The organism is Pseudomonas allii, from assembly GCF_055380095.1.
Window position 1 is genome coordinate 2,265,855 of record NZ_AP039450.1, and the last position, 20,684, is coordinate 2,286,538.

Below are 20,684 nucleotides of genomic sequence, written 5' to 3' on the forward strand. Positions count from 1 at the left end.
CTTATGTCCCAGGCTATTCGCGACAACCTCAAGCGCCTGCTGGCGCCCCGGCACCTGGCATTCGTCGGCGGCCGCAGCATGGCCCGTGCGCTCAAGCGCTGCGCCGAAGGTGGTTTTGCCGGACCGATGTGGCTGGTCAACCCGCAGCATGACAGCCTCGATGGCATCCCCTGCGTACCTCGCGTGGCGGATTTACCGTGCGGGCCGGATGCGGTGTTTATCGCCACCAACCGCGAACTCACATTGGCCTGCGTCGCCGAACTCGCGGCCATCGGCACCGGCGGCGCCATTTGCTACGCCTCAGGGTTTGCCGAGACCGGGGCCGATGGCGCCGTTCTGCAACAGCAGCTATTAAAGGCGGCGGGTGAGATGGCCTTGCTGGGCCCCAACTGTTACGGCCTGCTGGATTACCTGCACAACGCCGCGCTGTGGCCGGTGGCCCACGGCGGCAAGGCGGTGGAGAAGGGCGTGGCGGTGCTGACCCAGAGTGGCAACTTCGCCTACAACCTGTCGATGAGCGACCGTTCACTGCCGGTGGCCTATATGGCCTCGGTGGGTAACCAGGCGCAATTGGGTATTGCCGAGTTGATGGAGGTGCTGCTCGATGAACCGCGCGTCACCGCCATCGGCCTGCACCTGGAAGGCTTGAAAAATGTGCCGGGGTTTGCCCGGGCCGCCCACAAGGCCCTGGAAAAAGGTATTCCGATCATCGCGCTGAAAACCGGCGTGTCGCAGATCGGCGCCGACCTGGCCTTGAGTCACACCAGTTCGCTGTCCGGCTCCGATGTGCTGTACGACAGCCTGTTTGCACGCTTGGGCGTGATTCGCGTGAGCGGGCCGGTGAGTTTTGTCGAAACCCTCAAAGCTGCGGCATGCGGCAACCTTCCTGCGGGTAACCGCCTGATCGCGCTGGCCTGTTCCGGTGGCGATGCGGGGCTGATTGCCGACTATGCCGAGCGCAACCATCTCGTCTTGCCAGCGCTCGATGCAGGCCAGCGCTGTGAACTGGCGCAGGTGCTGCCCAGCTACGCCAACCTGGTCAACCCGCTGGATTTCACCACGGCCATCTGGGGCAACCGTGACGCCCTCGACGCCATGCTCGACAGCGCCCTGCGCACCGATGCCGATGCCGCCCTGTTGGTGCTGGATTACCCGGCCGAGTCCACGGGTGAGCGCAAGGAGTGCGACCTGCTGCTGGAGTTGTTCTGCAACGCGCTTGGGCGGCATGGCAAGACTGGGTTTGTCACCTCGGCCTTTCCCGAATTGCTGCCGGCCCATGCCCGCGAGCGCCTGCATGCCCACGGCATTGCGGCGCTGCAAGGCGTGGAAGACGCACTGGCGGCGTGGGGACGGATTGTCGGTTACCAGAGCAATCGCGGCGTGCTGCTGGAGCGTGGCGAATCGATCCTCGAACCGTTGTGCCCGCAGGCCCTGCAAGGCAGCGGTGAGGCCCTCGACGAGTGGGCTTCCAAACAAGCCTTGCGCGCGTACGGCCTGACCACGCCAACCGGAGTGTTGAGTACTCCGGCCAGGGCGATCAGCGATGCCGCGGTGGTTGGCTATCCCTTGGTGCTCAAGGCGGTCAGCGCGCAGTTGCCGCATAAAACCGAAGCCGGTGCAGTGGTGCTGAATCTACAAAACGGTATGGCGCTGACCACTGCACTAAAACAAATGCGCGAGCACATCGCCGCTTATGCGCCGAATGTCGCGTTCGATCAACTGCTACTGGAGTCCATGGCTGCGCCACCTTTGGCAGAGTTGATCGTGGGCATCAAACGCGAAAACGAGTTTGGCTTGGCACTGGTCATCGGTGCCGGCGGCATCCTGGTGGAGTTGCTCAAGGACAGCTGCAGCCTGCTGTTGCCCACCACTGACAGTGCCATCCGCAATGCCTTGCTCAGCCTGCGCAGCGCGCCGTTGCTGCAAGGTTTTCGCGGCCGTGACGTGGCGGATATGCAGGCATTGGTCGCGGCCATTCGGGCGGTGGCCGACTACGCCTGCGCCAACGCCGGGCAGTTACTGGAGCTGGATGTGAACCCATTGTTGGTCAGTGCCCAGGGCGCTACGGCGGTCGACGCATTGATACGTCTAGGAGATGAGCATGCACGATAATGTGATGACCGGCGGCCAGGCCCTGGTGCGGTTGCTGGCCAATTATGGGGTGGACATCGTGTTCGGCATTCCTGGTGTGCATACACTGGAGCTGTATCGCGGCCTGCCCGGCAGCGCCATTCGCCATGTGCTCACGCGCCACGAGCAAGGCGCCGGTTTCATGGCCGACGGGTATGCGCGGGTCAGCGGCAAGCCGGGGGTGTGCTTTGTGATCACTGGGCCCGGTGTGACCAATGCCGCCACCGCAATCGGCCAGGCGTATGCCGACTCGATTGCGCTGCTGGTGATCTCCAGCGTCAACAGCACCGCCAGCCTTGGCAAGGGCTGGGGCAGCCTGCACGAAACCCAGGACCAGCGTGCGATCACCGCGCCGATCACGGCGTTTTCGGCGGTCGCACTCAGCGCCGAGGATCTGCCCGAACTGATCGCCCGCGCCTATGCGGTGTTCGACAGCGAGCGACCCCGCCCAGTGCACATCTCGGTGCCGCTGGACGTGTTGGCGGCGCCGATCAAGCGCGACTGGAGCGATGAAGTGGTGCGCCGCCCCGGTCGCGGCGTGCCGTCTGCGCAAGCCTTGGACCGGGCGGTGGCCAAGCTCGCAGTAGCCCAGCGGCCCATGATTATCGCCGGGGGCGGTGCACTGGCGGCAGGCGAGGCGTTGCAGCGTTTAAGCACGCAGTTGGCCGCGCCGTTTTTCACCAGCGTTGCTGGCAAAGGGTTGCTGCCGATCGATCACCCGCTGAATGCCGGTGCCACCCTGTGCGTCGAGCCCGGCTGGCAACTGATCAGCGAGGCCGATGTGGTGCTGGCGGTGGGCACGGAAATGGCCGACACCGACTATTGGCGCGAGCGTCTGCCCCTCAATGCCGAGCTGCTGCGGGTGGATATCGACCCGCGCAAGTTCAATGATTTCTACCCCTGTGCCGTGGCGCTGCGCGGCGATGCCAACCAGACGGTGCTGGCGTTGCTGGAGCGTTTGCCAACCCTGTCACCCAGCGCGGAAACGGCTTCCAAGAAGGTCGCGGCATTGCTCCAGGCCGTTGAACTGGGGCACGGCCCGTTGCAGTCCATCCACCAAGCGATTCTCGAGCGCATCGAAGCCGAACTGCCCGCTAATGCGTTCATCAGCAGCGACATGACCCAGCTGGCCTACACCGGCAATTACGCCTACCGCAGTCGCGCACCGCGCAGCTGGCTACACCCCACCGGCTACGGCACTCTGGGTTACGGCCTGCCGGCGGGTATCGGCGCCAAGTTCGGTGCGCCACAACGGCCGGGCCTGGTGCTGGTCGGCGACGGCGGTTTTCTCTACACCGCCCAGGAGCTGGCCACCGCCGTGGAGGAGTTGGACAGCCCGCTGGTGGTGCTGTTGTGGAACAACGACGCACTTGGCCAGATCCGCGACGATATGCTCAACCTCGACATCGAGCCTATTGGCGTACTGCCGCGCAACCCCGACTTTGCGCTGTTCGCCCAGGCGTTCGGCTGCACCGTAAACCAACCCCACAATCTGGATGAATTGCAGACGGACCTGCGCAACGCTTTCCAACGCAATGGCGTGACCCTGATCGAGCTGAAACAGGCCTGCGCTGTTTGAGGAACTCCCATGAAGGTTTTGATTGTTCACGCCCATCCCGAGCCGCAGTCGTTCACGGCGGCACTGCGTGACCAGGCGCTCGCCACGCTGCAAGGCCAAGGACACAGCGTCAAGGTCAGTGATTTGTACGCCATGCAGTGGAATCCGGTGGCGTCGGCGGCGGATTTTTCCACGCGGGAAAACCCCGATTACCTGGTGTATGCCCTGGAGCAACGCCTGGGGGTGAAGAAACAGTCGATAGCGGCGGATATCCAGGGGGAGCTGGACAAGCTGTTGTGGGCCGATCTTTTGATCCTCAACTTTCCGATCTTCTGGTTCTCGGCACCGGCCATGCTCAAGGGCTGGATTGACCGGGTGCTGGTGTCGGGCGTGTGTTATGGCGGCAAGCGTTTTTACGATCAGGGTGGGCTGGCCGGTAAGCGGGCGCTGGTCACCGTGACCCTGGGCGGGCGCGAACATATGTTCGGCGAGGGCGCGATTCATGGGCCGCTGGAGGACATGTTGCGACCGATCCTGCGCGGCACGCTGGCGTATGTGGGCTATGAGGTACTGGCGCCGTTTGTGGCGTGGCATGTGCCGTATATCAGTGCCGAGGCGCGGCAGGATTTCCTGGTGGAGTATGAGCAACGGCTGCAAGGGCTGGCGGATGAACAGCCCTTGGTATTTCCGAAACTTGAGCAATTTGATGAGGCGCTGTACCCGCTGTAGCAGCGCCCTGGTCGTTCAGCCTTGTGCGCGCAAACGCTCGGCAGCGCTACGCAACAACTGCTCGGTGCCCTCCCAGCCCAGGCAGCCATCGGTCACCGACACGCCGTACTTCATCGATGCGCTCAACGGCTGGCAGCCTTCGAACAAGTGGCTTTCGAGCATCATGCCGATCAGCGACGTGTCGCCCTGCAAGCGCTGCTCCAGCACGTCGTTGAACACTGCCGGCTGACGCAGTGGGTCCTTGCCGCTGTTGGCATGGCTGCAATCGACCATGATCCGCGCCGCCACCTTGGACTTGGCCAGGTCGTGTTTCACCTGCGCCACGCTTTGCGCATCGTAGTTCGGCCCACGGTGACCGCCACGCAGTACCAGGTGGGTGTCGGGGTTGCCCGGGGTCTGGATGATCGCCGGGTGGCCCTGGCTGTCGACCCCGAAGTGACGGTGCGGGTGGCACGCCGAGCGCATCGCGTCGCAGGCAATCGCCACGCCGCCGTCGGTGCCGTTCTTGAAGCCTACGGGCATGCCCAGGCCGCTGGCCATTTCGCGGTGGATCTGCGATTCGGTGGTGCGCGCGCCAATCGCGACCCAACTGAGCAGGTCATCGAAGTAGCCGGCTGCCATGGGTTGCAGCAGCTCAGTGGCGACCGGCAGGCCCAGGCGCAGCATTTCGCGCATCAGTTCGCGGGACAGGCTGAGGCCGGCGGCCATGTCGTCGCTGCCGTCCAGGTGCGGGTCGTAGGCCAGGCCTTTCCAGCCGATGGTGGTGCGCGGTTTTTCGACGTAGGCGCGGATCACCAGCAGCATCTGGTCACTGACGTCGAGTGCGAGCTTCCTCAGGTTGCGGGCGTATTCCATGGCCGACTCCGGGTCGTGGATCGAGCACGGGCCGACGATCACCAGCAAACGTGAATCCTGACCATTGAGGATGGCGCGCACGGCGTGGCGATGGGCGTGGACTTGTTCAGTGAGGAACGGGCTGAGCGGCAGCTTGAGCTTTAAATCAAGCGCGCTGGGCAAGCGCTGGGTCAGGGCTTCATTGGCGCTGGTCAGGGCAGAAACGGGCAGGGCGGCGGTGGCAGAGTTCATATTCAAGGCTTCCTGGGCAAGCGGCGGGCGGTTCCCGCGCGCCTGGCCCTACTGGGGTGTTCGACAATGGGCCGTATTGGCTGTGTGTGTTGGCTTGCCACCCATAGGTGACCGATCGGAGGCGGCAGGCTGTCCCGAGCGGAGCTGGCTAAATCGCCATGCGGTGGAAGTGTCGTAGCGGTAATAGGTGGCGTAGTTCATGTCGTGTGTCCTTTAAGTGTTTGTCAAAAAATGGTGGGGCCTGAAAAAACAAAACCCCCGGTCGGGGAGCCGACCGGGGGTTTGGATTTCTCTGGTAGGCGACCCCTTGAGTAGTGGGCGCCGATTTCAGGTATCAGGCGCGCCAGTGGCTAAACCAATACCCAAAATAAAAGCTGACCAGTGCGCTCGAACCCTTCACACGGGTAGCCGATACCGAGCGCGGGGCGCTGGCAGCAGGGCAAACCTGAGGGGTGGTGAGTTGCAACATGGTGTGTCTCCAAATGATGGGGGGAGCTTACTAGAGGCATGCAGGAGGATTCAATCAGTAATTTCTATTGCGCGGGGGTACTGACTGCTATCGACCGCGATATGCTTGCAACACCTTGGATGATTGCTTGGACGCGACCATGACTGCCCTGACCCTTGCTGCTGCTCAATCTGTTTCCATCGCGGGCGACGTGCCGGCCAATATCGAGCGGCACTTGGCCCTCATGCACGCGGCGGCCGAACATGGCGTGCACGTGCTGGTGTTTCCGGAACTCTCGTTGACCGGCTATGAACCGTCACTGGCGGCCGAATTGGCGATTGTTCCCGAGGACGCGGTGCTGGCGCCGCTGCGCGAAATGGCACGGGAATTGGGCTTGACCACGGTGGTCGGCATGCCGATCCGCCTGGCACCTGGGGCAGGTGTGCTGATCGCTGCGCTGGTGCTGGGGGCCGACGGTTCTCTTGCGGTGTACACCAAGCAGCATCTGCATCCTGGCGAAGAAGCGGCGTTTGTCGCGGGGCAGGGTGGTGCGGCGCTCGACATTGGCGATGACCGCATTGCGCTGGCGGTGTGCGCGGATTTCTCCCACGCCAGTCACCCGCGCCAGGCGGCTGAGGCGGGCGCTACTGTCTACGCCGCCGGTGTGTTGATCAGCGAAGGTGGCTATGCAACAGACAGCGCGTTGCTCAAGGGTTATGCGGCCGAGCATGGCCTGTTGGTGTTGATGGCCAACCATGGCGGGCCATCGGGTGGCTATGTATGTGCCGGTCGCAGCGCCATTTGGGCCGCCGATGGCCGTTTACTGGCCGCCGCTCCGGGCCTGGGTGAGGCGTTGGTGATCGCCCGCCGCGAGGGTGCGGCGTGGGCTGGTCAAGTGGTCGCGCTGTAAATGGCGTTTCACCTGCGCGCCGCGACGGACCAGGACTTGCCGTTCGCCCGAACCCTGACCTTCGAGGCCATGAGTCGCTATTACCTGCAATACGACCTGGTATGGTCCAACGACGGCTTTGATGTCGCCTGGGCGGGCCGCGAAAACTGGCTGATCTGCAACGACGAGGTCGTGCTGGGTTTTATCAGCCTGAGCCGCGACGGCCGGGCGCTCTACATCCGTGAGTTGCATATGCTTGCGGCGTGCCGCAGGCAGGGCGCGGGCAGTTGGGTATTGCAGCAGATGGCACTCAAGGCCCAGGCGTTGGGGTTGCTGCGTCTGACCGTGTTCAAGACCAACCCGGCCCGCAGGCTCTATCAGCGCATGGGATTTAGCATTGTCGGTGAGGAAGACTGCTTCTGGCGCATGGAACGTATCTGTCCATCCAGTTAAACCATGCGCTCAATCCTAATAAGCGCATACTGGTTTTCAGGAGACGACTTCCTGACCGTTGTTTTGGCCATCAGCCTCAGAAAGGATGACCCCTTCTTTCATGCCCAGAAGGACCGCTACCTTATGGGCCTCTCCACGCCGTCCCTTTTTGCGCCCCGCGAGCACTTGATAGGTGGTTGCCGGATCAACGCCATGTTCACGGGCGAACGCTTGAACTGACTTTCCTTGATGTTCCAGCCAAGCCTTGGCTTGTGCGGCAGTGCGGATTCCGGGCATAGTTCAAAACCGTTCAAGTTTGTTTAACAAAGAGATGAGTGTGTCACCTCTTGGGGTGTGCCAAATAGGATCATACATCCAAATGAGTGGAATCGGTTCGCGTTTGAGGCAAGAAAGGGAGCGACTTGGGCTGTCGCAAAAAGTGTTTGGTGAAATTGGAGGCGTTGAAGCCAACGCACAAGGTAAATATGAAAGTGGAGGGCGGGCGCCTAAAGCAGACTACTTATCCCGTGTCGCCGAAAAAGGTGTGGACGTGTTGTACGTATTGACCGGTATTGCCACCCCCATTCAACTGGATAACCTGAGCCAGATTGAAGAAAAGGTACTGGGGGACTACCGTGCGATGTTCAAGGAAGACCAGGCTGCGATCCGCCGCTTGACGTCTACCCTGGCCGAACATTCAGCTTCGCTGAATGGAAAACCCAAGCCGCAGCCCCAGGATTCCTGACCTGCCGCCCAACAAATAGAGCCGTTCACCCTAGGGTGGACGGCTTCTGTGTGTTCAAACTCTATATATATGACGCTTGCAGCTAGGTCTGCGCCTTGGTTTTTTGCTAAGGTGTTCAGCAACCTATAAGACCATATCGCGAGGTGTCTGCTTGATTAGGGTGCTAGTAGTCGATGACCATGATCTCGTTCGTACAGGCATTACACGAATGCTGGCTGACATCGATGGCCTGCAAGTAGTCGGTCAGGCCGAGTCCGGGGAAGAGTCCCTGATCAAGGCCCGGGAGTTGAAACCCGATGTGGTGCTGATGGACGTCAAGATGCCCGGTATCGGCGGTCTTGGCGCCACGACCAAGTTGTTGCGCAGCCACCCGGACATCAAGGTCGTGGTGGTGACCGTGTGTGAAGAAGACCCGTTCCCGACGCGCCTGCTGCAGGCCGGCGCGGCCGGTTACCTGACCAAGGGCGCAGGCCTCGCCGAGATGGTGCAAGCCATTCGCCTGGTGTTTGCCGGGCAGCGTTACATCAGCCCGCAGATCGCCCAGCAACTGGCCATTAAATCCTTCCAGCCCACCAGCGACTCGCCGTTCGATGCGCTGTCGGAGCGGGAGATCCAGATTGCCTTGATGATCGTCGGCTGCCAGAAGGTGCAGACGATCTCCGACAAGCTGTGCCTGTCGCCCAAGACCGTCAACACCTACCGTTATCGCATTTTCGAGAAGCTCGCCATCAGCAGTGATGTTGAATTGACCCTGCTCGCGGTGCGCCACGGCATGGTCGACGCCAGCGCCTGACATGAGCACACCGTTTGATCCCAGTGCCTTCCTCTCGACCTGCAGTGGCCGCCCCGGCGTGTACCGCATGTTCGACAGCGAGGCGCGCCTGCTGTATGTCGGCAAAGCCAAGAACCTGAAGAACCGCCTGGCGAGCTACTTTCGCAAGAGCGGTCTCGCGCCGAAAACCGCCGCGCTGGTGGCGCGCATCGCCCAGGTCGAAACCACCATCACCGCCAATGAAACCGAAGCACTGCTGCTTGAGCAGACGCTGATCAAGGAATGGCGGCCGCCGTACAACATCCTGCTGCGCGATGATAAGTCCTACCCCTACGTGTTTTTATCCGACGGCAACTTCCCACGCCTGAGCATTCACCGCGGCGCGAAGAAGCAGAAGGGCAAGTATTTCGGGCCCTATCCCAGCGCCGGCGCGATCCGCGAAAGCCTGAGCCTGCTGCAAAAGACCTTTTTTGTGCGCCAGTGCGAAGACAGCTTCTACAAGAACCGCACCCGGCCGTGCCTGCAATACCAGATCAAGCGCTGCAAGGCGCCCTGCGTAGGCCTGGTGGAGCCGGCCGAGTATGCCGAGGATGTGCGCCACTCGGTGATGTTCCTCGAAGGGCGCAGCAATGCGCTCACCGACGAACTCTCCGGCGCCATGGAGCAGGCCGCCAGTACCCTGGACTTTGAAAAGGCCGCCGAACTGCGCGACCAGATCTCCCTGCTGCGCCGCGTACAGGACCAGCAGAGCATGGAAGGCGGTACGGGTGACGTCGATGTGATCGCCGCGTTCGTCAACCCGGGCGGCGCCTGTGTGCACCTGATCAGCGTGCGTGGCGGGCGGGTACTGGGCAGCAAGAACTTCTTCCCGCAGACCGGTATCGACGAGGACGTGGCCGAGGTCATGGCGGCCTTCCTGGGCCAGTACTATGTGAGCAGCCCCGAGCGCGACCTGCCGTCGGAGCTGATCGTCAACGTGGTGCACGAAGACTTCCCCACGCTGATCGAGGCGATCCACGAACTGCGCGGCCGCGAACTGGACATCAGCCACCGCGTACGCGGCACCCGCGCCCGTTGGCAGCAACTGGCCGTGACCAATGCCGAACAGGCCCTGGGCGCGCGCCTGGCCAATCGACAGCACGTCGCCGCACGCTTCGACGCGTTGGCCGAAGTCCTCAACCTGGACGAACCGCCACAGCGCCTGGAGTGCTACGACATCAGCCACTCCAGCGGCGAGGCCACGGTGGCGTCCTGCGTGGTGTTCGGGCCGGAAGGGCCGATCAAAGCCGATTACCGTCGCTACAACATCGAAGGCGTCACCGCCGGCGATGACTACGCAGCCATGCACCAGGCCCTGACCCGGCGTTTCAGCAAGTTGAAGGACGGCGAGGGCAAGCTGCCGGATATCCTCTTGGTGGACGGTGGCAAGGGCCAGCTGTCCATGGCCCGTGACGTGCTCAACGAGCTGGCGGTGCCCGACCTGATCCTGCTCGGCGTGGCCAAGGGCGCCACGCGCAAGGCCGGTTTCGAGACGTTGTACTTGAATGATGCCGCCCATGAGTTCACTTTGAAGGGCGACTCACCGGCGTTGCACCTGATCCAGCAGATCCGCGATGAGGCCCACCGTTTCGCCATTACCGGCCACCGCGCCCGACGCGGCAAAACCCGGCGAACCTCAACCCTGGAAGGGGTGGCGGGCGTCGGGCCGACACGGCGACGCGACTTGCTTAAACATTTTGGTGGCTTGCAGGAGCTATCCCGTGCCAGCATTGACGAAATAGCCAAAGCTCCCGGTATCAGTAAAAAGCTCGCTGAGTTGATTTATGCGAATCTGCACAGCGAATAGAATGCCTTTCCACCTCGTAGCCAGTTGTGCCGATGAATATCCCTAATCTGATCACCGTTCTACGCGTCCTGCTTATTCCTATTTTCATCCTGTTGTTTTATTTGCCGTACGAATGGAGTTATGCGGCCTCCAGTTCGGTATTCGCCTTCGCGGCCGCCACCGACTGGCTCGACGGCTACCTGGCCCGTCGCCTGCAACAGAGCACGCCGTTCGGCGCGTTCCTCGACCCGGTGGCCGACAAACTCATGGTCGCCGTCGCCCTGGTCCTGCTGGTGCAGGAGCATGGCAACCTGTGGCTTACCTTGCCGGCCGCCGTGATCATCGGCCGCGAAATCGTGGTGTCCGCCCTGCGCGAATGGATGGCCGAAATCGGTGCCCGCGCCCACGTCGCTGTCTCCAACATGGGCAAATGGAAAACCGCCGCGCAGATGCTCGCGCTGGTGATCCTGCTGGCCAACCCGTCGGACTTCTCCTTCTGGGTGTTGACCGGCTACGCCTTGCTGCTTATCGCCGCCGGACTGACCTTGTGGTCGATGCTCCAGTATCTGCGCGCTGCCTGGCCGCATCTGCGCACCACCGTTGAAAAGAAATAAAACATTTTCGAATCAAGGGGTTGACCGGTTCTGATAATTCTATAGAATGCGCATCACCAAGACGCGGGAATAGCTCAGTTGGTAGAGCACGACCTTGCCAAGGTCGGGGTCGCGAGTTCGAGTCTCGTTTCCCGCTCCAAACACAAAGAAAAAGCCACTCTAACGAGTGGCTTTTTTTTGCCTGTGTCTCGTCCTGAATAGTGTCCGCCACTCAGCCAGTCTCGATTGCCGATTGTCAGCGCAGCCCAACGGTCAACGCCTGAAAGCCTGTCTCTTGGCCACCCAGACAATCAACAGCGCCGGCAGCAGCAACGCCAATGCTACCCTGGGAATGGCGCTTGCCCCCCAGGTTTCCAGGAGAACACCGCCGATCACACCGCTGCCTGCAAATGCCAGGTTAAAGACGGTGACCAGCATTGATTGCGCAATGTCAGCGCCGTCTCCGGCAACTTCAGCCAAGGCGGTTTGCAATAAGGTTGGCGCACCACCGAAGCTCATCCCCCACAAGGCGATGCTGATGTAGATCGCACTGGCGGGCAGGTCACCCAGCCCAAGGGCAAACGACACCAGGCTGAATGCCGTCAGGCTGAGCAGTACCAGGCTGCGAAGCCTGCCATCAATCAGCGTGCCGATCACCCATAGGCCGCACAAGGCCGCAATACCGAATGCAAGGAGGCCCCGATCAACCTGATCGGCCAGGCCAACCGAAGCCAGGAACGCTGCAATATAGGTATAGAGGGTGTAATGGGCCAGGATCCAGAGCATGACCACCGCCAGCACCGGCCGCACCCCCGGGGTTTGCAAGACCCTGCGTAGCGGCAGGCGTCGATCGGCGCGTTGTCCGGGAAAGTCAGGCACTTTCAGATAGATCCAGGCCATCAGCAACAGGCTGAGTCCTGAGAGCGTCCCGAACACGCATCGCCATCCCAGCAGTTTGCCGAGCCAGGCACCCAGCGGTACGCCCAGGGCCAGTGCCAAAGGGATGCCGAGCATGGCCAGCGCCATGGCGCGACCTTGCAATTGTGGGGTGACCAACCGTCTGGCGTAGCCGGCCAGCAGGCTCCAGGCCAGACCGGTGGCAATACCCACCATGAAGCGCGCCGCCAGCGTCAATGCAAACCAGGGCGATAGGGCGGTCACCGCATTGCAGGCGCAAAACACCGCGACCGCCAGTAACAGCACCCAGCGCCGGCGCCAACCCTGCAACGCGAGCGTCAAAGGAATAGCCGCCAACCCTGAGCCCAGTGCTCACAGCGTCACCATCTGGCCGGCCCACGCTTGCGACACACCCAATGCCTCGGCGATCTGTGGCAAAAGTCCTGCGGGTACCGTTTCATTGGCGGTGGCGATAAAGCTACCCATTGTCAGCGCCAACAGGGCCGCCAGTGGCAGACGCCCGGTAGTGAGATGTTCGCGCGTGTTAGATGTCGTGAAAGAGCCGTTTTCAACATGTGATTTGCCAGTCATGACCTGTGCTCATTGGGAGGGGAGGCACGAGTGTGATGAATTGCCACAGATTTGATAATTGGCCTACCATTTGATGATCTATCAAATTTGAATTGAATATGGCCACTGACCGATTGGGTGATATGCGTTTGTTTGTCGAGGCCGCAGCCTTGGGCAGTTTGTCTGCCGCAGGACGCAAACTGGCGCTGTCGCCAGCCGCGGCCAGCGCGCGCCTCATCAAGCTTGAGGCGGCGCTGCGCACCAAATTGTTTGATCGCACAACCCGTCAGTTGCGCCTTACGGAAGAAGGTCGGTTTTATTTGCAGCAGTGCTGGGTCGCATTGCGGGCTATCGATGAGGCGGAAGCGGGGCTTCAAGCCAGTCGAACTGAAGTGCGTGGCAAGGTGCGGATATCCGCGTCTGCCGACTTTGGCCGCAATCTTTTAAATGACTGGCTTGAGGCATTCAGTGCGTTGCATCCGGAACTGTGCGTCGCGCTGACGTTGTCGGATTCGCTGTCGAATCTGGTGCAGGACGATATTGATCTGGCAATCCGGTTTGGGCAGCCACATGAAAGCTCGATGATCGCCAGGCAGTTGGCGCCGAACTGGCGAGTACTGTGCGCTTCGCCTGACTACCTGGCGCGATACGGTGTACCCCAGACTCCTGCTGACCTGGTTAACCACAAGTTCATCGTGCTGGTGACTGGCGCAGGGCCATTGAACACCTTTCACTTTGTGGTGGACGGTCAGGCATGGAACCACACCGTACCTATGAGCCAGGCATGGGAGACCAACGATGGCGCACTCGCACGCGCATGGGCGTTGGCCGGGCATGGTATCGCACGTAAGACCATCTGGGATGCGGCAGCCGATATCCGTGCTGGACGACTGAACGTCCTGTTGCCTGTCTTTTGTGTTCCGGAGGCCGGCGTCTACGCGGTATTACATGGCAACCGTTACCGGATTCCCCGCGTGCGGGTCTTGCTGGATTTCCTTGTCGAACAGTTCGATCGCGCAACCTGCGAGCTGCTGTCAGGTCTTGAAGTGCCTGATGCCAGGAGGTCGTAAGCCACGTCATACCAGCTAGGGGCGTGGTCGCTCAGTCTTGGGTTTTTCTGGCGCGGGACTTCTTCTGCGCAGGTTGCGCGTCGCCCTCATCGAGCGCATCGCCCCCCAGGCTGCGGGTCAGCTGTACGGCAGCGCTCTGAAACAGTGGGTGCAACGTCTGTGCCTGTTCGGCGGTCAGTCGGCTCGCGGGGCCGGAGAGTACCAGTGCGCCAATCAGGTTTTCCCCCGGGCCGAAAATCGGCAGCGCCATCGAGGAAGCGTGCGGGTCCGTGGCGCCCACGGAGTAGATCGGTTTCATCATTTTCGCCGCCAGGGAGTACGGCGTTCTCAACGCTTCGGCGCCGGCAGCGCCGTCCATGGGGCGCGTATCACCGGGTTGCAGGTGCAGGCGCAAGTGGTGTGGTGAGTTCACGCGATAGAGGCACATTCGGTAAGCGCCATGCCTGACATAAAAGGATGCCGTTTCTCCGGTTTCCTGGGTCAGCGTGTGAAGCAATGGGGTGATATGCCGTTCCAGGTCGAGCCCGTCCTGGTAGACCGTATTCAAGCGCATGATCTCCGTGGCCAGTTGATAGCGGCCATCGGCCAGGCGGGTGATCAGGCCGTAATTTTCCAGGGAGACCATCAAGCGCATGATGGTGCTTTTGATCAGCCCGGTTCGGTCGGCGAGTTCAGCCAGCTCCAGGGCGGTGTCGCCCATCTTGAACGCGGTGAGCACGGTCAGCACCCGATCGGCCGAAGCAACCCCAGTGACTGCCGGGCGCGGGCGAATTTTTACCATGGGGTGGCTCCTTGTGAGGGTGGGTGTGGGCTGTGCCTGAGCAGGGTGCAAAATACTGCCATTGTCGCGCGGGGGCAATGCGCGCGAAGGATTGGCCGCGCGCGCTAAATAAAACGCTGCTGGCGGGGCGGGGCCCGGCAGCAGCGAGAGTGCAGCCTATAGGGGAGATCAGCCCGCGTTGGCTTCCTTGTTGAACTCCACAGGATCACTCGATTTGTTCAGGTGCTTGCGTCCGATCAGCAACACCATGAGTGCACCCAGCGCGCACAGTGCCGCGAGCGGCAGCAGGGCCAGCGCATGGCTGCCCGTGGCATGCTGGATCGTGCCGTAGACATTCACCATGAGGCCGCCGCCGATCAGGTTGGCCATTGCACCCACTGCCGCCAGGCCTGCCGCTGCGGTGGAGGACGACAGCCAGGTCGACACCAGGGCCCAGAACGGTCCCTTCATCGAGTAAGCACCGATCAGCACCATGGACATCATCAGCACGGTTGCCACCAGTGAAGAGGTCATCAGCGCCAGCAACAGGCCGGCCGTGATCAACAACAGAGTGGTCGCGGTGTGCCAGCGGCGTTCACCGGTCTTGTCGGAGCTGCGGCCCCACAGGATCATCAGGATCGACGCCAGGCCGTACGGAATGGCATTGACCAGGCCGATTTCCAGGTTATTCAAGCCAAAGGTCTTGAGCAATTGCGGTGCCCAGACACTCATGGTGCTGCCTGCCGCCGAGGCGCCGGAATAGATCAGCGCCAACACCCAGATGTGTTTGTGGCGCAGCAGCTTCCACAACGAGATATGCCCGATGGCGGTCTTGCGGCCGCGTTCTTCGGCCAGTCGGTTGGTCAGCCAGCCACGTTGCTCGTCACTCAGCCATTTGGCTTGCTCGGGGCGATCGGTCAATACGAACAGGCAGGCGATACCCAGCAACACTGCGGGAATGCCTTCGATGATGAACAACCAGTGCCAGCCGCGCATGCCAAACCAGCCGTCCAGGCTCAGCAGAAGGCCGGACAGCGGTGAGCCAATGAAGTTGGCGCCGGGAATGGCAACCATGAAGATCGCAACCATGCGTCCACGGTAGGCGGCGGGCAACCAGTAGGTGAGGTAAAGCAGTACGCCAGGAAAAAAGCCGGCTTCGGCGGCGCCCAGCAGGAAGCGCATCACATAGAGCGAGTTGGCGCCCTGCACGAATGCAGTGCCTGCCGAAATCAGCCCCCAGGTAATCATGATACGAGCAATCCAGACCCTTGCACCGAAGCGCTGCAAGGCCAGGTTGCTCGGCACTTCGACCAGGAAGTAAGAGACGAAGAACAGGCTGCTGGCAAAGCCGAAGATCGCCGGTGTCAGGCCCAGGTCCTGGTTCATCTGCAAGGAAGCCATGCCGATATTGCCGCGGTCGATGATCGCCAGCAGGTAGCAGAGGATCAGGAACGGCAGCAGCCGCCACGCCACCTTGCGCATGGTTGAGCGCTCAACGGCGCTGAGTTCGGTAGAGCTGGTAGACATGACTCTCTCCCATTTTGTTTTTTTTGGAGAAGCGTTATGACCCGCACTGCTACTTGAGGCGTGCGGGCTGCATGAATTCAATCACTGCGCATAGAGATGACGATTGACCACCGCGCGCGGGTCGGGCGCGATGCCGTTCCAGAAATCGATGATCTGTTGCACGGCCAGCAGCCCCACGCGGTCCCGCGCTTCGGCGGTATTGGCGCCCACATGCGGCGTCGCCACCAGGGTCGGCAGGCCCCATAGCGGCGAGTCGGCAGGCGGCGGTTCGGGGTTGAACGTATCCAGGCCGGCGCCGCCGATCTGGCCCGTGCTCAGGGCTTTTACCAAGGCGTCGGTCTCAATCAGCTCGCCGCGTGCGGTGTTGATCAGCAGGCTGCCGGGGCGCATGCGCTTGAACTGCGCCTCGCCGAACAGGTTGCGGTTCTGCTCCGTGAGCGGGCAATGCAGGCTGATGATATCGCAGTCCGCCAGCAAGGCATCGAAGTCACTGACCTGCTCAACGTTGGGCACGTCAGGCAGGTTTTTCAGGTAGGGGTCGTACACCTTGACCTGCATGCGCAGCGGGCCGACCAGCTCCATCAGAATCCGACCGATTGAGCCCAGGCCGACCAGGCCCAAGGTCTTGCCCGACAGCTCGATACCGACCGAGGTCGCTTTATCCCAATGCCCATCGCGCATCCGTGCATCCAGCAGGGCGGTGTGGCGGGCGACGCTGAACATCAACGCCAGTGCATGCTCGGCGACCGACTGCGCATTGGCGCCCAGGGCAATGGTCACGGGAATGCTGCGTTCGGCGGCTGCCGCAATGTCGATGGTGTCGTAGCCCACGCCGTGTTTGGCAATGATCTTCAACTGCGCGGACGCCTGGATCATGTCCCGCGTCAGGTGACCCTGGCGCACGATGATTGCATCCGGTTGTTCGCGCGCAATGATCGCAGTGAGTTCGTCGGCGGGTATGTAGGGGATGGTCGGTATGACGTGCACGCCGTGTGAGGCGGCGTGGGCCATGGCTTCGGCAGTCAATTCAGGGCCGGTCAGCAAAAGGGTTCGAGTCATGTTGCGCACCTTGGTTTTTTTATCTGTGTGCAGCTGAGGGGCGAGTGACATGACCCTCAGTGGTGACTAAAACCTAACATAATGAAACGGCGTTGCAATTAAAAAGATTTTTTCAGATGTGAAGGCCGTTCTTTGGTCAAACCGTAGTGCCTGTTTTTTTCTTGATAAATCAGCATTTTATTTTTAAATGAGCTGATTTTCATGTCTTGGTGCAGTCAGCGTTTACGCGACGAGCTGCACGCAATGCTTGCTTGCAAGTCAAAAAATGAAATGATAATTTCGAAATGTCGTTTCATTTTAATTATTCTGCAATCGCGCTACGGCTTACAAAAAACATAAGAAGGTGACCCCATGTCCATTGGTTTCAGAGTGCTCGAACAAGCTCGCAAAGTGTCCGCCGAATGGGTTGAGCGCTACCGGACGGTACCCGTCGCCAACATCAGCGACTCGATGAACCGCATGACCGCCGGCGGCGCCAGCCTGCGTGCCATGCACCGCCAGGGTGTGTTGGTGGGACCGGCACTGACCGTCAAGGCGCGCCCGGGCGACAACCTGATGCTGCATTACGCCATTGACATCGCACAGCCGGGCGACGTCATCGTGGTGGATGCCGGCGGCGACCTGAGCAACGCACTGATCGGTGAAATGATGGTCGCGTATGCGGTCAAAAAAGGGGTGGTCGGCATTGTGATCAACGGCGCCATCCGTGACGCCGCCAGTATCGGCACCGGTGATTTCCCGCTGTTCGCCGCCGGCGTCACCCACCGTGGCCCTTACAAGGACGGCCCAGGCGAGGTTAATGTGGCGATTGCGATTGATGGCATGGTCATCGAACCGGGTGACCTGGTCATCGGCGACGAAGACGGCTTGCTCTGCGTGCCGTTTGATCAGGTCGGTGAAGTGTATGATCGTGCCCACGCCAAGCATGCTGCCGAACAAAAGCAGCTTGAACAGATTGCCCAGGGTGAAAACGACCGTACCTGGGTCTTGAAATCTCTCATACAGAAAGGCTGCGAGCTCCCTGGCTGATCCCGCTACACCCTGGCCGCCGTGTTCGGCCAGGGTTCACGGGCAGGGCGTCGCAGGCTTCATACCTAAAGGCTCGCTGTGACTTCTGTTGCCGTCTCCCGTTGGCCCGCGCCGATCCGCGCATTGAGCCATCGCAATTTCCAGATCTACTTTGTGGGTCAGGGTCTATCGACCCTGGGTAAGTGGATTCAACAGGTCGCACTGGCCTGGCTGGCTTATCACTTGACGGGTTCGGCTGTATTGCTGGGCACGATTGCTTTCCTGACGCTGCTGCCACAGTTGTTGGTCGGCCCACTGGCGGGCGCCTGGTCGGACCGCCACGACAAACGCCGCCTATTGATGGGCGTGCAAACCCTGCTTGCCCTGCAATCCCTGGTGCTGGCCGTACTCACCTGGCAGCAATGGATGGGCCGGGAGGTGATCATCGTCATGGCGCTGATCCTCGGCTTGCTCAATGCCCTGGAAACACCGCTGCGCCAGGCGCTGATCAGCAGTTTCGTCGACGACCCCAGGGACTTGCCCAACGCGCTAGTGCTGAACGCAATGCTGATCAACGCCGCCCGCTTTATCGGCCCCCCGCTGGCGGGGTTGCTGATCAACTGGAGTGGCGAAGCCGGCTGTTTTCTGCTGACCAGTATCGCGTTTGGCATGTTGCTGATCGGGCTGGGCAGGGTGCGAAGCCGCGAGCAAACCAAAGCCCAGGGGTCTACCGCAGAGATTTTCCGTGAAGGGCTGCGCTACCTGTGGCGCACACTTCATATTCGGCGTTTGCTGATCAGCGTGATCATGGTCAACCTGCTGGCCTCTTGTTACACGGTGCTGTTGCCGATCCTGGCAAAAAACGTGTTCGCCGGTGATGCACAAACCTTGGGTTGGTTATGGGGGGCCGCCGGTGCCGGGGCGTTTGTCGCAACGATTTTCCTGGCATTTGTCGGCGGTGCGTCGAACCTGCAACGCATCATCGGCGCCGGGGCACTGGTGTGTGCGATCGCCTTGTGCGCGATGGCCGCCAACCCGCCGTTGTGGTTCACGCTGATCGCGCTGGCAGGCTTGGGGTTTGGCATCACCGTGAGCAATGTCAGCAGCAACATGACCCTGCAAAGCACCGCCCCCGAGGCGCTGCGCGGGCGGGTGATTGCGTTCTACATCGCCATGCGTTTCGGCTTCGAAGCGATTGGTGGGTTGTTGGCTGGGCTGGCGGCTGCGGCCTTCAGCGTGCAGTGGACCTTGTTGCTGGCTGGTGCATTGCTGTTGGCGTATCAGGGCGTCAGTGGATGGTTGTCAGTTCGCAGGCACCGTTCTGGCAGGGGGACGTCGTGGTGACAGTCGGTTTGCTGCTTTGCTGGCAGGCGACTCGACAGAGCGCGGCGCTTTGACCGACACCGATAACCGCACGTTATTTCATGTCCCTGGCCTGGATCCACAGCACCGCATCCTGGGACAGGGGTTTGCCCTTGTAGGTTTTGGTCGCACCGATGTTGAGCGCCGCAATGCCCCACCAGCCAGCGCGTGGCAAGCCGATGGTCACGATGCCTTGGGCATCCGCATACGTACTCAAGGATTTGAAGGCAGCTTGGGGGGCTGTGACATAGTCCTTCTGGCCAAAGGCGTTGTTTTTGATGTCCACCGCATGATTGACGTACTCGATTTCGATCTCGGCGAACGGCACGGGCTTGCCGTCAGCCAGGACCAACGCGCGGAATACACCGCCCGTCCAGTTTGCATACGGCTTGTTCAGGGGTTGGATCTCAACCGCCAACCCTTGGGGTTCTGACCCATTGCCGGGCACGCCGCCCACGTTCACGACGAGCTTGGTGAACTGTTGGATGTAGACGCCTTCCTCGGTTTCCAGATACGGCTCAGGTTCGAGTACGAAAATATGGTCGCCCAGGGGCCGCACCAACTCCCGTGGAATCGACGCGCGATAGGCGGTCACTGGTTTTTCGCGACCCTGCCACTGGACAGGTTTGAGGTATTGGCGCAGGTCGGTTGTTTTTCCGCCGTGGCCGCTGATGAGGCTGAAGGCCTGGGGTTCACCCATGGCCATGGTCGGCCCACCGGAGAACGGATGCGTGAACACTATGGCGAAGTCCAGGTCGGCCGCACGCTGCAGCGCGGTTTCGTCAAGGTAGAGCATCTGGAAGTGCGCTTGCGCGGCGCAGGTCATGCAACCGAAGGTCGCGGCGGCAAAGGCTTGGAGCAGTCGTCGTTTGATCAGCATGGTCGGGCTCACTTTGAGATATCGGAGGACTGGATCGTGGCGCCATGGTTTTCACCGCCGAGGAATTCCACCGAGTACGCGCCGGCGGGGGCCTGGAACGTGTAGCTGTTGTCCTTTTCGACAGTCCCTTCGAGCAATAGCTTGTTGCTGGGGTCCTGGACATGGATTTTTCGACCTGCGGCGGAACTGCCGTCGGTGTAGCCGGCTTCACATTTCACCCAGTCATCGTGCTCGATGTAGCAGTCGAAAACGGGGCCGTGAGCCAGCGCGGCCTGGCAGAACAGCAGGGCACCTGCCAGCAGTATCGGGTGGGCCAAATCTCGCGGTTTCATAGGGTTTCGTTC

The 20,684-nt window shown here is 61.2% G+C and carries 19 protein-coding genes, 1 tRNA gene and 1 pseudogene; 13 read left to right on the forward strand and 8 right to left on the reverse strand.

What is annotated here, in order from left to right; translation table 11 throughout:
- Positions 1–3: 3 nt before the first annotated feature.
- From ACZ445_RS10415 to ACZ445_RS10425, 3 genes are read left to right on the forward strand one after another with little or no spacing between them, the layout of a single operon-like run.
- Positions 4–2,112 carry an acetate--CoA ligase family protein gene (locus tag ACZ445_RS10415; RefSeq protein WP_464708276.1) on the forward strand — a complete coding sequence of 703 codons (2,109 nt, stop codon included), beginning with the start codon at positions 4–6 and terminating at the stop codon, positions 2,110–2,112.
- Positions 2,102–3,709 (forward strand): 5-guanidino-2-oxopentanoate decarboxylase, encoded by a 1,608-nt coding sequence (locus ACZ445_RS10420; protein ID WP_179028976.1) that lies wholly within the window; start codon positions 2,102–2,104, stop codon positions 3,707–3,709. Before ACZ445_RS10415 ends, ACZ445_RS10420 begins: the two co-directional genes overlap by 11 nt.
- 9 nt (positions 3,710–3,718) lie before the next feature.
- Positions 3,719–4,417: an NAD(P)H-dependent oxidoreductase gene (locus ACZ445_RS10425; protein ID WP_464708278.1), complete on the forward strand. Its 699-nt coding sequence runs from the start codon at positions 3,719–3,721 to the stop codon at positions 4,415–4,417.
- A 15-nt stretch (positions 4,418–4,432) separates the two neighbouring features.
- Here the strand turns inward: ACZ445_RS10425 and ACZ445_RS10430 are convergent, their stop codons facing one another.
- Positions 4,433–5,503, reverse strand: coding sequence for a 3-deoxy-7-phosphoheptulonate synthase (locus ACZ445_RS10430; protein WP_310863590.1), 1,071 nt, complete (start codon positions 5,501–5,503; stop codon positions 4,433–4,435).
- Positions 5,504–6,111: 608 nt separating this feature from the next.
- Between ACZ445_RS10430 and ACZ445_RS10435 the strand changes: the two genes are divergently transcribed.
- Together ACZ445_RS10435 and ACZ445_RS10440 are read left to right on the forward strand one after the other, a co-directional pair.
- The gene (locus ACZ445_RS10435) at positions 6,112–6,861 is read left to right on the forward strand and encodes a carbon-nitrogen hydrolase family protein (RefSeq protein ID WP_058427135.1); all 750 of its coding nucleotides are present in this window, start codon (positions 6,112–6,114) and stop codon (positions 6,859–6,861) included.
- Positions 6,862–7,293, forward strand: coding sequence for a GNAT family N-acetyltransferase (locus ACZ445_RS10440; RefSeq protein ID WP_058427134.1), 432 nt, complete (start codon positions 6,862–6,864; stop codon positions 7,291–7,293).
- A gap of 36 nt (positions 7,294–7,329) precedes the next feature.
- On the opposite strand, the gene ACZ445_RS10445 is transcribed toward ACZ445_RS10440, so the two are convergent.
- Positions 7,330–7,569 (reverse strand): DNA-binding protein, encoded by a 240-nt coding sequence (locus tag ACZ445_RS10445; RefSeq protein WP_081049341.1) that lies wholly within the window; start codon positions 7,567–7,569, stop codon positions 7,330–7,332.
- A gap of 82 nt (positions 7,570–7,651) precedes the next feature.
- Between ACZ445_RS10445 and ACZ445_RS10450 the strand changes: the two genes are divergently transcribed.
- The 5 genes from ACZ445_RS10450 (at position 7,652) to ACZ445_RS10470 (ending at position 11,367) form a co-directional block, all read left to right on the forward strand.
- Complete coding sequence (locus tag ACZ445_RS10450) at positions 7,652–8,017, forward strand: helix-turn-helix domain-containing protein (protein ID WP_058427132.1); 366 nt, start codon at positions 7,652–7,654, stop codon at positions 8,015–8,017.
- 151 nt (positions 8,018–8,168) lie between these two features.
- Positions 8,169–8,810, forward strand: a complete 642-nt coding sequence (gene gacA, locus ACZ445_RS10455; protein ID WP_003190387.1) for a response regulator transcription factor GacA — start codon at positions 8,169–8,171, stop codon at positions 8,808–8,810.
- Position 8,811: 1 nt separating this feature from the next.
- Complete coding sequence (uvrC, locus tag ACZ445_RS10460) at positions 8,812–10,635, forward strand: excinuclease ABC subunit UvrC (protein WP_058427131.1); 1,824 nt, start codon at positions 8,812–8,814, stop codon at positions 10,633–10,635.
- A 32-nt stretch (positions 10,636–10,667) separates the two neighbouring features.
- Complete coding sequence (gene pgsA / locus ACZ445_RS10465) at positions 10,668–11,228, forward strand: CDP-diacylglycerol--glycerol-3-phosphate 3-phosphatidyltransferase (protein ID WP_058427130.1); 561 nt, start codon at positions 10,668–10,670, stop codon at positions 11,226–11,228.
- 63 nt (positions 11,229–11,291) lie between these two features.
- Positions 11,292–11,367 (forward strand) — tRNA-Gly (locus tag ACZ445_RS10470).
- A gap of 113 nt (positions 11,368–11,480) precedes the next feature.
- Here ACZ445_RS10470 and ACZ445_RS10475 read toward each other — a convergent pair.
- Positions 11,481–12,695 (reverse strand): annotated as a pseudogene (locus ACZ445_RS10475) (MFS transporter).
- A gap of 98 nt (positions 12,696–12,793) precedes the next feature.
- Between ACZ445_RS10475 and ACZ445_RS10480 the strand changes: the two are divergent.
- Positions 12,794–13,744: a LysR family transcriptional regulator gene (locus ACZ445_RS10480; RefSeq protein ID WP_464708279.1), complete on the forward strand. Its 951-nt coding sequence runs from the start codon at positions 12,794–12,796 to the stop codon at positions 13,742–13,744.
- 31 nt (positions 13,745–13,775) lie between these two features.
- Here ACZ445_RS10480 and ACZ445_RS10485 read toward each other — a convergent pair whose 3' ends face one another.
- The 3 genes from ACZ445_RS10485 to ACZ445_RS10495 form a co-directional block, all read right to left on the reverse strand.
- Positions 13,776–14,525: an IclR family transcriptional regulator gene (locus ACZ445_RS10485; RefSeq protein WP_058427128.1), complete on the reverse strand. Its 750-nt coding sequence runs from the start codon at positions 14,523–14,525 to the stop codon at positions 13,776–13,778.
- Positions 14,526–14,693: 168 nt separating this feature from the next.
- Complete coding sequence (locus tag ACZ445_RS10490; protein WP_464705119.1) at positions 14,694–16,031, reverse strand: MFS transporter; 1,338 nt, start codon at positions 16,029–16,031, stop codon at positions 14,694–14,696.
- Positions 16,032–16,112: 81 nt separating this feature from the next.
- Entirely contained in the window at positions 16,113–17,090 is a 978-nt protein-coding gene (locus ACZ445_RS10495) for a hydroxyacid dehydrogenase (protein WP_310863586.1), read from the reverse strand.
- 351 nt (positions 17,091–17,441) lie between these two features.
- Here ACZ445_RS10495 and ACZ445_RS10500 point away from each other — a divergent pair, with 351 nt between their 5' ends.
- Together ACZ445_RS10500 and ACZ445_RS10505 are read left to right on the forward strand one after the other, a co-directional pair.
- Positions 17,442–18,119 carry an RraA family protein gene (locus ACZ445_RS10500; protein WP_464708280.1) on the forward strand — a complete coding sequence of 226 codons (678 nt, stop codon included), beginning with the start codon at positions 17,442–17,444 and terminating at the stop codon, positions 18,117–18,119.
- Between the two features lie 78 nt (positions 18,120–18,197).
- The gene (locus ACZ445_RS10505; RefSeq protein ID WP_464708281.1) at positions 18,198–19,442 is read left to right on the forward strand and encodes an MFS transporter; all 1,245 of its coding nucleotides are present in this window, start codon (positions 18,198–18,200) and stop codon (positions 19,440–19,442) included.
- 73 nt (positions 19,443–19,515) lie between these two features.
- On the opposite strand, the gene ACZ445_RS10510 is transcribed toward ACZ445_RS10505, so the two are convergent.
- Together ACZ445_RS10510 and ACZ445_RS10515 are read right to left on the reverse strand one after the other, a co-directional pair.
- Entirely contained in the window at positions 19,516–20,340 is an 825-nt protein-coding gene (locus tag ACZ445_RS10510; protein WP_464708283.1) for a DUF4198 domain-containing protein, read from the reverse strand.
- 8 nt (positions 20,341–20,348) lie between these two features.
- Complete coding sequence (locus tag ACZ445_RS10515; RefSeq protein WP_464708285.1) at positions 20,349–20,672, reverse strand: hypothetical protein; 324 nt, start codon at positions 20,670–20,672, stop codon at positions 20,349–20,351.
- Positions 20,673–20,684 lie beyond the last annotated feature (12 nt).

Coding starts and splice junctions, on each gene's coding strand:
- ACZ445_RS10415 (WP_464708276.1), top strand. CDS start 4: ATGTCCCAGGCTATTCGCGACAACCTCAAGCGCCTGCTGGCGCCCCGG.
- ACZ445_RS10420 (WP_179028976.1), top strand. CDS start 2,102: ATGCACGATAATGTGATGACCGGCGGCCAGGCCCTGGTGCGGTTGCTG.
- ACZ445_RS10425 (WP_464708278.1), top strand. CDS start 3,719: ATGAAGGTTTTGATTGTTCACGCCCATCCCGAGCCGCAGTCGTTCACG.
- ACZ445_RS10430 (WP_310863590.1), bottom strand. CDS start 5,503: ATGAACTCTGCCACCGCCGCCCTGCCCGTTTCTGCCCTGACCAGCGCC.
- ACZ445_RS10435 (WP_058427135.1), top strand. CDS start 6,112: ATGACTGCCCTGACCCTTGCTGCTGCTCAATCTGTTTCCATCGCGGGC.
- ACZ445_RS10440 (WP_058427134.1), top strand. CDS start 6,862: ATGGCGTTTCACCTGCGCGCCGCGACGGACCAGGACTTGCCGTTCGCC.
- ACZ445_RS10445 (WP_081049341.1), bottom strand. CDS start 7,569: ATGCCCGGAATCCGCACTGCCGCACAAGCCAAGGCTTGGCTGGAACAT.
- ACZ445_RS10450 (WP_058427132.1), top strand. CDS start 7,652: ATGAGTGGAATCGGTTCGCGTTTGAGGCAAGAAAGGGAGCGACTTGGG.
- uvrC (WP_058427131.1), top strand. CDS start 8,812: ATGAGCACACCGTTTGATCCCAGTGCCTTCCTCTCGACCTGCAGTGGC.
- pgsA (WP_058427130.1), top strand. CDS start 10,668: ATGAATATCCCTAATCTGATCACCGTTCTACGCGTCCTGCTTATTCCT.
- ACZ445_RS10480 (WP_464708279.1), top strand. CDS start 12,794: ATGGCCACTGACCGATTGGGTGATATGCGTTTGTTTGTCGAGGCCGCA.
- ACZ445_RS10485 (WP_058427128.1), bottom strand. CDS start 14,525: ATGGTAAAAATTCGCCCGCGCCCGGCAGTCACTGGGGTTGCTTCGGCC.
- ACZ445_RS10490 (WP_464705119.1), bottom strand. CDS start 16,031: ATGTCTACCAGCTCTACCGAACTCAGCGCCGTTGAGCGCTCAACCATG.
- ACZ445_RS10495 (WP_310863586.1), bottom strand. CDS start 17,090: ATGACTCGAACCCTTTTGCTGACCGGCCCTGAATTGACTGCCGAAGCC.
- ACZ445_RS10500 (WP_464708280.1), top strand. CDS start 17,442: ATGTCCATTGGTTTCAGAGTGCTCGAACAAGCTCGCAAAGTGTCCGCC.
- ACZ445_RS10510 (WP_464708283.1), bottom strand. CDS start 20,340: ATGCTGATCAAACGACGACTGCTCCAAGCCTTTGCCGCCGCGACCTTC.
- ACZ445_RS10515 (WP_464708285.1), bottom strand. CDS start 20,672: ATGAAACCGCGAGATTTGGCCCACCCGATACTGCTGGCAGGTGCCCTG.